The sequence below is a fragment of the Nocardia sp. XZ_19_369 genome (assembly GCF_015355715.1).
Classification (GTDB): domain Bacteria; phylum Actinomycetota; class Actinomycetes; order Mycobacteriales; family Mycobacteriaceae; genus Nocardia.
Window position 1 is genome coordinate 904,099 of sequence record NZ_JACVED010000001.1, and the last position, 11,818, is coordinate 915,916.

The 11,818-nt window shown below is 64.9% G+C and carries 15 protein-coding genes; 11 read left to right on the forward strand and 4 right to left on the reverse strand.

All coding sequences use genetic code 11. The annotated features are described in order from the left end of the window. Window positions 1-62: 62 nt before the first annotated feature. The gene (wrbA, locus tag IBX18_RS43370; protein ID WP_194832734.1) at window positions 63-674 is read left to right on the forward strand and encodes an NAD(P)H:quinone oxidoreductase; all 612 of its coding nucleotides are present in this window, start codon (window positions 63-65) and stop codon (window positions 672-674) included. A 10-nt stretch (window positions 675-684) separates the two neighbouring features. Here the strand turns inward: wrbA and IBX18_RS04220 are convergent, their stop codons facing one another. Continuing rightward, entirely contained in the window at window positions 685-2,070 is a 1,386-nt protein-coding gene (locus IBX18_RS04220) for a glycosyltransferase family 87 protein (protein WP_194832390.1), read from the reverse strand. Between the two features lie 169 nt (window positions 2,071-2,239). Between IBX18_RS04220 and rpsF the strand changes: the two genes are divergently transcribed. The 6 genes from rpsF (at window position 2,240) to IBX18_RS04250 (ending at window position 6,599) form a co-directional block, all read left to right on the forward strand. Beyond that, entirely contained in the window at window positions 2,240-2,527 is a 288-nt protein-coding gene (gene rpsF / locus IBX18_RS04225) for a 30S ribosomal protein S6 (protein WP_014989072.1), read from the forward strand. A gap of 88 nt (window positions 2,528-2,615) precedes the next feature. After that, the gene (locus tag IBX18_RS04230) at window positions 2,616-3,164 is read left to right on the forward strand and encodes a single-stranded DNA-binding protein (protein ID WP_194832391.1); all 549 of its coding nucleotides are present in this window, start codon (window positions 2,616-2,618) and stop codon (window positions 3,162-3,164) included. Window positions 3,165-3,223: 59 nt separating this feature from the next. Continuing rightward, window positions 3,224-3,475, forward strand: a complete 252-nt coding sequence (gene rpsR / locus IBX18_RS04235) for a 30S ribosomal protein S18 (RefSeq protein WP_194832392.1) — start codon at window positions 3,224-3,226, stop codon at window positions 3,473-3,475. A 17-nt stretch (window positions 3,476-3,492) separates the two neighbouring features. Next, complete coding sequence (gene rplI, locus IBX18_RS04240) at window positions 3,493-3,945, forward strand: 50S ribosomal protein L9 (RefSeq protein ID WP_107653392.1); 453 nt, start codon at window positions 3,493-3,495, stop codon at window positions 3,943-3,945. 643 nt (window positions 3,946-4,588) lie between these two features. Next, window positions 4,589-5,971 (forward strand): replicative DNA helicase, encoded by a 1,383-nt coding sequence (gene dnaB / locus IBX18_RS04245; RefSeq protein WP_194832393.1) that lies wholly within the window; start codon window positions 4,589-4,591, stop codon window positions 5,969-5,971. A gap of 25 nt (window positions 5,972-5,996) precedes the next feature. Then, entirely contained in the window at window positions 5,997-6,599 is a 603-nt protein-coding gene (locus IBX18_RS04250) for an HAD-IA family hydrolase (protein ID WP_306796112.1), read from the forward strand. Window positions 6,600-6,706: 107 nt separating this feature from the next. Here IBX18_RS04250 and IBX18_RS04255 read toward each other — a convergent pair whose 3' ends face one another. After that, window positions 6,707-7,795 (reverse strand): alkene reductase, encoded by a 1,089-nt coding sequence (locus IBX18_RS04255; RefSeq protein WP_194832394.1) that lies wholly within the window; start codon window positions 7,793-7,795, stop codon window positions 6,707-6,709. Window positions 7,796-7,826: 31 nt separating this feature from the next. Then, window positions 7,827-8,222, reverse strand: coding sequence for a RidA family protein (locus tag IBX18_RS04260; RefSeq protein WP_194832395.1), 396 nt, complete (start codon window positions 8,220-8,222; stop codon window positions 7,827-7,829). 210 nt (window positions 8,223-8,432) lie between these two features. On the opposite strand from IBX18_RS04260, the gene IBX18_RS04265 reads away from it, so the two are divergent. After that, on the forward strand, window positions 8,433-8,933 hold the full coding sequence (locus tag IBX18_RS04265; protein WP_228540292.1) for a hypothetical protein: 501 nt from the start codon (window positions 8,433-8,435) through the stop codon (window positions 8,931-8,933). A 39-nt stretch (window positions 8,934-8,972) separates the two neighbouring features. Then, window positions 8,973-9,440, forward strand: a complete 468-nt coding sequence (locus tag IBX18_RS04270; RefSeq protein WP_194832397.1) for an NUDIX hydrolase — start codon at window positions 8,973-8,975, stop codon at window positions 9,438-9,440. Between the two features lie 31 nt (window positions 9,441-9,471). Here IBX18_RS04270 and IBX18_RS04275 read toward each other — a convergent pair whose 3' ends face one another. After that, window positions 9,472-9,882 carry a RidA family protein gene (locus IBX18_RS04275; RefSeq protein ID WP_194832398.1) on the reverse strand — a complete coding sequence of 137 codons (411 nt, stop codon included), beginning with the start codon at window positions 9,880-9,882 and terminating at the stop codon, window positions 9,472-9,474. A gap of 71 nt (window positions 9,883-9,953) precedes the next feature. On the opposite strand from IBX18_RS04275, the gene IBX18_RS04280 reads away from it, so the two are divergent. Both IBX18_RS04280 and IBX18_RS04285 read left to right on the forward strand, forming a co-directional pair. Further along, complete coding sequence (locus IBX18_RS04280; RefSeq protein ID WP_194832399.1) at window positions 9,954-10,352, forward strand: helix-turn-helix domain-containing protein; 399 nt, start codon at window positions 9,954-9,956, stop codon at window positions 10,350-10,352. A gap of 103 nt (window positions 10,353-10,455) precedes the next feature. Beyond that, window positions 10,456-11,796, forward strand: a complete 1,341-nt coding sequence (locus IBX18_RS04285; RefSeq protein ID WP_194832400.1) for a family 1 glycosylhydrolase — start codon at window positions 10,456-10,458, stop codon at window positions 11,794-11,796. Window positions 11,797-11,818: the final 22 nt, after the last annotated feature.

Sequence of the window (11,818 nt, forward strand, 5' to 3'; positions counted from 1 at the left end):
CCGAGGTTGGCAGTGACGCACCTCGCAGCGCGAAACAGGGAGACGAGACAACCGTGCACACCGTGGTCAAGGTCGCGATCATCTACTACTCGGCAACCGGCAGCGTGTACCGGCTCGCGGCGGCGGCCGCGGCAGCCGCCGAAAAGTCCGGCGCCGAGGTCCGGCTCCGCAAGGTGGGTGAGCTGGCACCGGCGCAGGCGATCGCCGCGAACCCGCTGTGGTCGGCCAATCACGCGGCCACCGGGCACGTCCCGGAGGCGCAGATCGCCGACCTGGACTGGGCCGAGGTGATTTTGTTCGGGAGCCCGACCCGCTTCGGCTTGCCCGCCGCCCAGCTGAAGCAGTTCATCGACACCGCGGGCGGCCTGTGGAAACAGGGCGGCCTGGTGAACAAGGTCGCCTCCGCGTTCACCTCCACCGGCACCGCGCACGGCGGTCAGGAATCGACCATCCTGGCGATGAACAACACCTTCTACCACTGGGGTTCGATCATTGTGCCGCCCGGCTACGCCGACCCGGTGCAGTTCCGATCCGGGAATCCCTATGGGGCGAGCCATGTTTCGAACAACGGGCAGATACCTCCCGGCGAAATCGAGTTGGCCGCCATCGAATTCCAGACCGTTCGCGCGATAGAGATCGCCGCCGCCCTGCAACGCGGGTTCGCGCAGGGGTAGCGCGAGCCGGCTAGCCGACCGAGATCAGTGCGCCGGGCGCGAACCGCGGCACCGGCGGCGGCACCGGCCGGTAACCGCGCGGCCGCGCCCGCAGAAACAGAAAGAACAGCGCGACGAGCAGCACCGCCCTGCCCCACACCCCGAACTGCACGACCTTTTCCATATTTTCCCAGGGCAGGCCGGAACCCAGCGCGTAGAAGTACCGGAAAACGCCGATCCCGAGGGCGGCGTCAGCGACGAAGTAGGCCGCGATCGCCGCCCAGGGCACCTCGAGCAGCACCAGGAACGGCACCAGCCACAACGTGTACTGCGGGGAATGCACCTTGTGGAACAGCAGGAACCCGCACAGCATCGCACCGCTCACGCCGACCCAGGGGAACACCTTCGTGGCGAGGTATCGCTTCCAGCCGAGCCACATCGCGAGTGCGAACGCGGCGAGCACCAGGGTCGGCGAGGCGATCGACACTACCTGCTGGAACAGTGCCTCGCTCTGCGTGTCCGGCCCGAACAACGGCCGAAGTCCCCAGTACCAGATGGAATTCGTGGTGATGTCGGCCTGCCGCAGCTGCTGGAAGGTGATCGAGGCCCGCCACCCCTCGTACCCGGCCAGCGCGAACGGCAGGTTCACCGCGATCACCGTGCCGATCGCCGCGCCCGCCGTCAGCAGCGCGCCACGCACGTCAAGGCCGGTATCGTCGCGGTCGCGTTCGACACCACCGGTGAGCACGTAGGCCAGCAGCGGCAACACGAAAATCCCCGGGTACAGCTTCAAACAGAACCCGAGACCCAGCAGCACCGCGGCCACCATGCCCCTGGTGCGCAACGAGTATCGGGTCCAGGTCGCGACCACGTACACCGCGGCGACCGCCGTGCACACCACCGGGAGTTCCCAGTTGTGGAAGGCGTAGAGCACCAGCGGCGGTCCCGCCGCCCACAGCAGCGCGGCGGGCCCCGCGAGCCGGGCCAGCATCCAGGCGGTCAGCAGCGCGAACGGCGCGAGCAACAGCGCGGAGTGCCGCAGGAACTCGGCATCGTTGTCCGCGCCGAGCGCACCCAGCCACATCAGCGCGCCGCTGAGCACCGGATATTCGACCGCACCGCCGACCAGCGTGCCGTCGTCGGTGATGCCACCGTGCACATAGGGAAAGACGTGCTCGTTGATGTCGCGGCCCAGCCAGAGGAACTGGATATCGGAGTAGCAGACATCCGAATCCTTGGTGACATCGAATACCGTACTGCGACCGTCGGCCGTGAACGGCGCTCCCGCACACCGCGCCTTGTTCGCATACCCGAGCGCCAGGGTGAGCCCGCACAGTACGAGCAGCACCGCCGCGAGCGCCGTGCGACGGGTCACGCGGCGCGCGATCAGGTCGCTGATGGCGAGTCCGGTCGGCATGAGCACCACCCTAAGCGGCGAGGTATATCAACGTCCGCGTTCCCTCGCCGACGGGATCGATTTCAGAGGTCAAGGCCGTTCATGTAGCCTTGTCGGGTTGCTGACGCAACGACCCTCCTGCCACGGAGAGCCCGTGGCCGTTTCCTAGTCCACAGGAGGTGATTGGTCCGTGCGTCATTACGAAGTGATGGTTATTCTCGATCCCAGTCTGGACGAGCGCACCGTTGGTCCGTCTCTCGAGACGATGCTCAACGTGGTTCGTACCGAGGGCGGCAAGGTCGACAAGGTCGATATCTGGGGCCGCCGCAGGCTCGCCTACGAGATCGCCAAGCAGGCCGAGGGCATCTACGCGGTGGTCGATCTGACCGCGGAGCCCGCGACCGTGAGCGAACTCGATCGCCAGCTCGGCCTGAACGAGTCGGTGCTGCGCACCAAGGTTCTGCGCCACGACAAGTAGTCCCGCAAACCTCGATTGCGTCGGTGCCTGTATCTAGGCTCTAGCGCAACAGCGAGACGCGGACTGCACACCGAGCAGGAGGAACCACATGGCAGGCGACACGGTCATCACCGTCATCGGAAACTTGACGGCCGACCCCGAGCTTCGATTCACGCCCGCGGGAGCGGCGGTGGCTAATTTCACCGTCGCGTCGACTCCCCGGATGTTCGACCGTAATTCGAACGAATGGAAAGACGGCGAAGCGCTGTTCCTGCGCTGCAATATCTGGCGCGAGGCTGCGGAAAATGTCGCAGAAAGCCTGACCCGGGGTTCCCGAGTCATCGTGAGCGGGCGGCTGAAGCAGCGCTCCTACGAAACCGCTCAGGGTGAGAAGCGCACCGTCGTCGAGCTCGAGGTCGACGAAGTCGGCCCCTCGCTGAAGTACGCCACCGCGAAGGTCAACAAGACCAGCCGCGGCGGCGGTGGCGGTGGCGGCGGTGGCTTCGGATCCGGTGGCTCCGGTGGCGGCGGTAACTCCGCCCCGGCCGGTGGTGGCGGTGGACGTTCCGGCGGTGCCGAGGAAGATCCTTGGGGCAGTGCGCCCGCGGCAGGCTCCTTCGGGGGCGGCGGCCGCGTAGATGACGAACCGCCGTTCTGATAACGGCAACTCATAGGTCTACCTCGCGTGGACCATCACTGATTACGGAGTAAAAGACCATGCCTAAAGCGCCAGCGCGCGAAAAGGTGCTCAAGAAGAAGGCCTGCGCATTCTGCAAGGAAGCCAAGTCCGGCGTCGTCAACATCGACTACAAGGACACGGCACTGCTGCGTAAGTACGTCAGCGATCGCGGCAAGATCCGCGCCCGCCGCGTCACCGGCAACTGCGTGCAGCACCAGCGTGACATCGCGGTTGCCGTCAAGAACTCGCGTGAGGTGGCCCTGCTTCCTTACGTGTCGACGGCTCGCTGAGTAAGGGAGACACGCAAATGAAGTTGATTCTGACTGCTGACGTGGACAACCTCGGTGCGCCCGGCGACACCGTCGAGGTCAAGGACGGCTACGGCCGCAATTTCCTGCTGCCGCGCGGACTGGCGATCGTGGCCAGCCGTGGCGCCGAGAAGCAGGTCGCGGGCATCCGCCGGGCGCAGGACGCCCGTAAGGTGCGCGACCTGGATCACGCCAACGAACTGAAGCAGGCCATCGAGAACCTCGAGTCGGTCTCGCTGTCGGTGAAGACGGCGGGCACGGGCAAGCTGTTCGGCTCGGTGACCCAGGCGGATGTCGCCTCGGCCATCAAGGCCGCCGGTGGGCCCGTGGTCGACAAGCGCAGCATCGAGCTGCCGAAGTCGCACATCAAGTCGACCGGCAAGCACGGCGTCGTGGTGCACCTGCACCCGGACGTGGTGGCCAAGTTCGACCTGACGGTCGCTGCCAGCTGATATAGCACCACATCGAAGACCACTCCCGTGTTCGGCACGGGAGTGGTCTTCGGTTGTGCGACGTCGGCCACTCCTCTGAATAACTAGCTGTTTGCCAGCTACCGGGCACTGCCATACGGAACATTCTCGGCAAATCGTCGCTGGTCACAGGGTTCCCATGAGCAGGCCTGTGGATTACTTGGAAAACCGACCGGTGGCAATGTGATTCAGCTCATAGCCGTCACCCGCGCTGTTAACCCAACACGCCCGGCTGTTCAACTTGGCCGACACGCGCGACTTTATTCATCCACACGTGGATAGATCGGTAAATCGATATCTATCTGCGGGTTTTCGCGGAGTGACCTGGGTTTTCCCCAAGTAGTACACAGGGGGTGCACACAGTTAGGTGAACAGTCCCCAAGTTATCCACAGGTGTGTGCACAGTAGCGTTTGGCGACCACCCTTCGGGTCGCCTAAGTTCGTCCTACGTCGTGCACACACGGCCCGCACGCCCCGAAATCGTGGATACCGCAACGGTAGCTGGAACCCGCAGGTGGCCCTGGTCATCAGCCGCTGCCGCTGCGGCAGCGTGTCGGAGCACCGAGAGTGGAACGAACATCAATAGCGTGGGCCCCGGTGGGTAGAGAGAGGACGGTCGAGTCTCATGGCAGTCGTCGATGACCGCGGGCACGCGAACTTCCCGCCCGAACCCCCCGGCGAGGACTTCGGGCGCCAGCCACCGCACGACATGGCGGCCGAGCAGTCCGTGCTCGGCGGCATGCTGCTGAGCAAGGACGCGATCGCCGACGTCATCGAGGTCATGCGGCCCGGCGACTTCTATCGCCCCGCCCACCAGCTCATCTACGACACCATCCTCGACCTCTACGGTCGCGGCGAACCCGCCGACCCGGTGACCGTCTCGGCCGGCCTGGACCGCCGCGGCGAACTCAAGCGCATCGGCGGACCCCCCTACCTCGTCACGCTCACCCAGACCGTCCCCACCGCAGCCAACGCCAGCTTCTACGCCGAGATCGTCGCCGAGAAAGCGATCCTGCGCCGCCTCGTCGAGGCCGGCACCCGCATCGTCCAATACGGCTACGCCGGCGCCGACGGCCAGGACATCGCCGAGGTCGTCGACCGCGCCCAAGCCGAGGTCTACGAGGTCACCGAACGCCGCACCACCGAAGACTTCCTCCCCCTCGAGGAACTCCTGCAGCCCACGATGGACGAGATCGACTCCATCGCCAGCCGCGGCGGCATCTCCCTCGGCGTCCCCACCGGTTTCACCGAACTCGACGAACTGACCAACGGTCTGCACCCCGGACAGATGGTCATCGTCGCGGCCCGACCTGGCGTTGGAAAATCGACCCTGGGAATGGATTTCATGCGCAGTTGCTCGATCAAGCATGGGCTGCCCAGCGTTATCTTCTCGCTGGAGATGAGTCGCACGGAAATTGTGATGCGTCTGTTGTCGGCCGAGGCGAAGATCAAGCTCGGTGATATGCGTTCCGGGCGGATGAGCGACGACGACTGGACCAAACTGGCCCGTCGCATGAGTGAGATCAGTGAAGCGCCGCTGTTCGTCGACGATTCACCGAACCTCACCATGATGGAAATTCGGGCGAAGGCGCGGCGCCTGAAACAACGCCACGATCTGAAACTCGTTGTGGTGGACTACCTTCAGCTGATGACCTCCGGTAAAAAGGTCGAATCCCGGCAGCAGGAAGTTTCGGACTTCTCGCGAAATCTGAAACTGCTCGCCAAGGAACTCGAGGTTCCGGTGATCGCGATCAGCCAGCTGAACCGTGGTCCCGAACAGCGAACCGACAAGCGCCCCATGGTCTCCGACCTGCGCGAGTCCGGCTCGCTCGAGCAGGACGCGGATATGGTCATCCTGCTGCACCGCCCTGACGCCTTCGAACGCGACGACCCCCGCGGTGGCGAAGCCGACCTCATTGTCGGCAAGCACCGTAACGGTCCGACCGCCACCATTACCGTTGCGCACCAACTGCATTTGAGTCGGTTCGTGGATATGGCGCGCGGTTAAGGGCGGTTGTCGGGTTCAAGAACTCGTGAACCGGCCTGCGATCCTGATTGATATCGGTGGCGTCCTCGTACCCGACTACCTGACCGCGGCCGCCGCCGAGTGGAGCTCCAGACTCGGAATGTCACCGTCTGCCTTCCTCGCTGCGCTCTTCGGCGGAAGTGACGACCAGGTACTGGTCGGCCGTATCAGCGAGGAGTCCTGGTGGAACATCGTCGGAGACCGGCTCGCCGTCGGCCCCGATCTGGTCGACACGATCCGTTGTGATCTAGCGTCCAGGGAGGCATGGGATGCCGACCTAGTGGCGGGTCTGCGAAGCCTCCACGGCTTGGCGAAGACCGCTATCGTCAGTAACGCCTGGCCACAGCTGCGCATCCGGATGGCGAACGCCGGCCTGCTCGGCATCGTTGATGCCATTGTGTTGTCATGCGAAGTCGGCTATGCCAAGCCTGACCCCCGCATCTACATCGCTGCCCTCCAGTGCGTAGGCGCCCACCCTGCGGAGGCACTCTTCATCGATGACACTCCCGGCCATGTCGCGATCGCACGCTCACTCGGCATGGCTGGCCACCTGCACACCAGTACCAGCGACACCCTTGCCCGGATCCTGGAATTCCTACCGCCGGGCTGAACCGACCGCGCCGCCCGTTCGAGACGGCCCAACCTATTCGCCGCGCGGCCTCGATCAACCTGAAGAAATGGCATCGAACTGGGACAACAGCTGTTGGTCATGACGGCTCATACCCGTTCCGGTTGCAGCACGGGATAGTCGGTGTAGCCCTCGGCGCCGCCGCCGTAGACCAGTTCTCGGGCGTATTCGTTGACGGGGGCGCCGGTGGCGAAGCGGGCGGGGAGGTCGGGGTTGGCGATGAAGAGGCGTCCGAAGGAGAAGAGGTCGGCCAGGCCGGTTTCCAGGACTTTTTCGCCTGCGGCGCGCGTGGTGGGGGTTGGGCCGTTGTAGTTCGCGATGAGGGTGTTGGACCAGCGGGGGCGCAGGTCGGCGAGGGCGGGGTACTTGCCGCGTTCGATTATGTGGAGGTAGGCGAGGCCGAGGGGGTTAAGGGTGTCGAGGAGGGTGCGGTAGGTGGTCTGTGGATCTTGTTCCGCGAGCTGGTTTTCCGGGTTGTCGGGGGAGATGCGTAGGCCGACGCGTTCGGCGCCTACTTCGGCCGCGACGGCTGTCACGATGTCGACGGCCAGTCGGAGCCGGTTGTTGCGGGAGCCGCCGTAGCGGTCGGTGCGCTGATTGGTGTTCTCTGCCAGGAATTGCTGGATCAGGTAGCCGTTCGCGCCGTGGATCTCGACGCCGTCGAAACCGGCCGCGATGGCGTTGCGTGCTTCGGTGGCGAAATCCTCGACTGTGGCGTCGACTTCGGCGGTGGTCATCGCGCGCGGCGTGACATGGTCCATCAGCCCCTGATCGGTGAAGATCTGCGCGTCGGTGATGCGCACGGGCGAGGGTGCGAGGGGGGTCGCGCCGCCCGGCAGGATCAGCGGGTGGGTCATTCGGCCGACGTGCCACAGCTGGGCGAAGATGCGCCCGCCCGCCGCGTGTACCGCATCGGTCACCTTGCGCCAGCCCGCCACCTGCGCGTCATCGACGAGGCCGGGGATTCCGGGGCCGCCTTTGCCGAGAACATTGGCGTAGATACCTTCGGTGACGATCAGTCCTGCGCTCGCGCGCTGGGCGTAGTACTCCGCGGTGAGCGGGTTGGGGACGCCGGTGGAGTCGTCCGCGCGCCCCCTGGTCATCGGGGCCATCGCGATGCGGTTCGGCAGATCGAGTGCGCCGCGGCGGTAGGGGCGTAGCAAAGGGCTGTCGGACATGGGTTTTCCTTACGCGAGGATGGATCGGGGGTCAGCGAGCGAGTGCGGTGACTTCTACTTCGATCTGCCAGTCGGACTGGGCTAGCGACGACACTTCGAGCAGGGTGTCGGCCGGGTAGGGCTCGCTGAGGAACTCCTCGCGCAGCTGCATGACCTTGTCGAGGTTGGCGGCCATGTCGGTGACGAAGATGCCGACCTTCACGACGTCACCCAGGTCGGCCCCGGCCTCTGCCAGCACCCGCTTGATGTTGGCGAACGCCTGTCGCCCTTGTGCCAGAAAGTCGTCGGAGACGGTACGTCCCTGCTCGTCGATACCCGATTGCCCGGACACGTAGATGACGCCGTTCGCCTTGATCGCCTGCGAGATCTTGTACGGCGCATACCAATCGGGGGTGGTGGCGATCTTCTCGATGCGTTGCGTGGTCATCGTCGTCCTTCTCAGAAGTTGTATGTGCATGCAATAAATGTAGGTGCATGCAGATGTTGTCACCACACCTGCCCGGCTGTCAACACCGGAAGGTGCCCCGAGACCGTCTGGGCGGGTTCCAGCGTTCCCCGATGCCGCTACAGTCGGCAGATTGCTGCTGGGTGTGATCGAGGAGTTGGTGTGGGGCGGTCCCGGAAGATGCTCGACCCGATGGCGCTGGTGTGGATGCTGGGCGTCGCCGTAGCGGCGGTGGCTTTTATGGGAGGCGCGCTGAACCTGGGTGCCGCGATAGTCCGGTGGACCGGTTCACAACTCGCGATGGCGCTGTTTCTTCCGGTAAGCATCGTGCTGGGCGCAGGTGGATGGATGCTCGTACTGGCCGCCGCTTGGCGCCTGCGCCGGAATTACCTGCGGCGAGCCGGAACCGCGATGTCTGCGGTGGTCGTCGAGTCGGATCTGCGATGTCAACAAGGTCAGGCTGTGCTCAACTTCGATTTGTGGCGGGTGCGAGTCGAAGTCCAGTTCCCGCACCCGGACTCGGGTGCGGACGCCCGCGTGCAGAAGCAGTTCTTCTACCCGCAGTTCCACGAGGTCAAAGCGCGTGCGCTGGCCGAACGACTGAGCGTCGGCTCCTCGGTTCCGGTAGTGGTCCATAAGAAGTCGGCCTTGTTCGACATTCCTAAACGGCCTGTCTGGGTTGATATCTGGTGATCGGCACCGATGGGACAGAGAAATCGTGAAGCGATACTGATGAGTTTCAGGCTGGCGGCTTATGCCGTATGCATCGAGGATGGGCGGGTGTTGCTCGCCCGGCACGTGCCTCCGGATGGTGCGAGTAACTGGACTCTTCCGGGTGGCAAGGTCGAGCATGGGGAGGATCCGTTCGATGCGGTGATTCGGGAGCTCACCGAAGAGACCGGGTATCGGGGGATTATCGAACGTCTGCTCGGCGTGGATTCGCGGGTGATCCCGGCGGCCGCCGCACGTGCCGGGACCGAGCATCAGAATGTCGGTATCTTCTATCGAGTCCGTGTCAGCGGCGGTCGACTGCGGCCCGAGTCGAATGGTGAAACTGCCGAGCCGACATGGACTCCCCTTGCCGACGTCGACCGCCTGCGCCGATCGTCACTGGTGGACATCGGTCTCGCCCTTGCCCGGACGCTTCCGGCGACCGGTCATGTCGCTGACGTGCCAGTGGGCGGGTTGATCCAGTACTGAAGCGCCTTGGACGTACTGTCGGCCTGCGGGGTCAGTCGAGGATGGCGTAGGCCTCTACTTCGACGAGCACGTCGGGTTCGAAGAGGTAGTCGACGCCGATTGCGGAGAGCGGCGGTAGGGGCTGGGGGATGCCGAGTTCTTCGGTAACGCGGTCGATTCCGGCGACGAAGTCGTGGTACTTGTCCGGGGTCCAGTTCGTGACGAAGAAGCGGAGGCGGACTACGTCGGCGAAGCTTGCGCCGGCACCGGCGAGGCCGACGGCGGTATTGCGCAGCGCGTGCGCGAGTTGACCGGCGAGATCACCTGTGGCGACGGGGTTTCCTTCGGCGTCGCGGGCGATTTGGCCGGCGACGTGCACGTGGCGGGTGCCGGTGCTGATCGAGACGTGGTGGTAGGGGACGGGGGTGAACATGCCCTCGGGGGTCAGCAGTTGCACGGCCATGGGGTGCCTTTCGGAGTAGGTATCCGATGTCTACCTGGTGCCCCGAGGACACTTCAACGAGACTAGGCGTCATGCAGGAAACCGCCCTCGCGCCTTCGGACAGCCCGCAACTGACTGCGCAGCACCGTGAGTTGCTGGATCAGATGCTCGACAAGTGGTCGCTGCATGTCCTCGACGCGCTGTGTGGAAGCCCGTTGCGCTTCAACGAACTTCGTCGGGCGATCCCGGTGGTGACGCAGAAGTCGCTCACGGCCACGCTGCGGCGGCTGGAGCGCAATGGGATGGTCGACCGGGTCGTGACGAATACGCGTCCGGTTGCCGTGCAGTACCGGATCTCGCCGCTGGGCAAGTCGTTGCAAGACCTCATCGACGCACTGTTGCGCTGGTCTACCGTCACGTTGCCCGATGTCGAGCGGGCCCGGGCGCGCTTCGATGACCAGGCCGAAGCCGAACACGGGCGAGCGCTGTGAGCGAAAGCGACTGCGTCCCTGATGCATTTGCTGACACGCTCAAGAAACGCCGACTATCGCGTGATCCGCACTTCGACGGTGCACCTCCAGTTACCCTGAGGTGATGCGATTCCGGTTCCGTCGGTATGCACTGACCGTACTCGCCGCTGCCGCGTCGACGATGCTGCTATGCACGAACTCTGCTGCGGCTCCGCCGATTCGCCCGGTAGCGGCGCCGCTCGGAAACTTCCTCTGGGGTGTCGCGTCCTCCGGATTCCAGTCCGAAGGCCATGCGCCCGATAGCAATTGGACCCGCTACATCCCCAAACACCCCGATTACGATGCGTTGCACGATTCGGTCGACTTCTACAACCGTTACGAATCGGACATCGATGCGGCCGCCGCGCTCGGCGTGCGGGTGTTCCGGGTCGGGATCGAATGGGCCCGAGTGCAACCCGCGCCGGGGGTGTGGGACGAGGACGCGTTCCGTTTCTACGACGCCGTCATCGCAGCCATAGCGCGGGCGGGAATGCAACCGATGATCACCCTCGACCACTGGGTCTACCCGGGCTGGGCGGTCGATCGCGGCGGCTGGCGCAACCCGGGCATGGTCGGTGATTGGCTGGACAACATGCGTACCGTGGTCGATCGCTACGCCTCCCGCAATCCGCTGTGGGTCGCGGTGAACGAGCCGGCCGCCTACATCTCGCACGAGGTCCGCAGGGGCGCCGCCGACGCCGGCGAGATGCTGGATCGGATCGCGCAGGCGCACAACGCCATCTACGACCACATTCATCACGTGCAGCCCGGCGCCCAGGTGACCAGCAATGTCGGTTATGTCGCCGGAGCGGAGGGCGAGGTCAACGGGTCGTTCCTCGATCGCATCGGCCACCGGCTCGACTACGTCGGCATCGACTACTACTTCGGTTACGACCCGGTGCAGTCACTGCTCGGCGGCATCAGCAGAGCCACCGGATCCGCCATTCCGAGCCTGCCGGGCACGAATATCTGGGACCTGCCGTTGCGGACCGAGGGCATCTATTACGCGCTGCAACATTATTCGCGCCGCTACCCGGGTAAACCGCTCTACATCGTCGAGAACGGCATGCCCACCGACAACGGCCGACCCCGGGCCGACGGCTATTCCCGCAGCGATCACCTGCGCGACACCGTCTACTGGATCCAGCGCGCCAAGGCCGACGGCATGAATGTCATCGGCTACAACTACTGGAGCATCACCGACAATTACGAATGGGGCAGCTACACACCGCGATTCGGCCTTTATACCGTGGATGTGCGCACCGACCCCGGCCTCGTACGCCGCCCCACCGACGCGGTCGGGACCTACACGCAGCTCGTCGCCGAGGGCGGTGTCCCCGACGGCTACCGGCCCACCCGCGGCCCGGCGCCCTGCTTCCTGGTCGACCCACCGGCCAGCTGCCTCGGACCGGTCTGGGTCCCGTAACCAACCAGGGTGGCTGCGGCCT

What these genes read in the sequence shown, in the direction of transcription:
- IBX18_RS04255 (WP_194832394.1), bottom strand. Translation starts at nt 7,795, where the DNA reads ATGTCCGACAGCCCTTTGCTACGCCCCTACCGCCGCGGCGCACTCGAT.
- IBX18_RS04270 (WP_194832397.1), top strand. Translation starts at nt 8,973, where the DNA reads ATGAGTTTCAGGCTGGCGGCTTATGCCGTATGCATCGAGGATGGGCGG.
- IBX18_RS04220 (WP_194832390.1), bottom strand. Translation starts at nt 2,070, where the DNA reads ATGCCGACCGGACTCGCCATCAGCGACCTGATCGCGCGCCGCGTGACC.
- IBX18_RS04285 (WP_194832400.1), top strand. Translation starts at nt 10,456, where the DNA reads ATGCGATTCCGGTTCCGTCGGTATGCACTGACCGTACTCGCCGCTGCC.
- dnaB (WP_194832393.1), top strand. Translation starts at nt 4,589, where the DNA reads ATGGCAGTCGTCGATGACCGCGGGCACGCGAACTTCCCGCCCGAACCC.
- IBX18_RS04275 (WP_194832398.1), bottom strand. Translation starts at nt 9,882, where the DNA reads ATGGCCGTGCAACTGCTGACCCCCGAGGGCATGTTCACCCCCGTCCCC.
- rpsR (WP_194832392.1), top strand. Translation starts at nt 3,224, where the DNA reads ATGCCTAAAGCGCCAGCGCGCGAAAAGGTGCTCAAGAAGAAGGCCTGC.
- IBX18_RS04230 (WP_194832391.1), top strand. Translation starts at nt 2,616, where the DNA reads ATGGCAGGCGACACGGTCATCACCGTCATCGGAAACTTGACGGCCGAC.
- rplI (WP_107653392.1), top strand. Translation starts at nt 3,493, where the DNA reads ATGAAGTTGATTCTGACTGCTGACGTGGACAACCTCGGTGCGCCCGGC.
- IBX18_RS04280 (WP_194832399.1), top strand. Translation starts at nt 9,954, where the DNA reads ATGCAGGAAACCGCCCTCGCGCCTTCGGACAGCCCGCAACTGACTGCG.
- IBX18_RS04260 (WP_194832395.1), bottom strand. Translation starts at nt 8,222, where the DNA reads ATGACCACGCAACGCATCGAGAAGATCGCCACCACCCCCGATTGGTAT.
- IBX18_RS04265 (WP_228540292.1), top strand. Translation starts at nt 8,433, where the DNA reads ATGGCGCTGGTGTGGATGCTGGGCGTCGCCGTAGCGGCGGTGGCTTTT.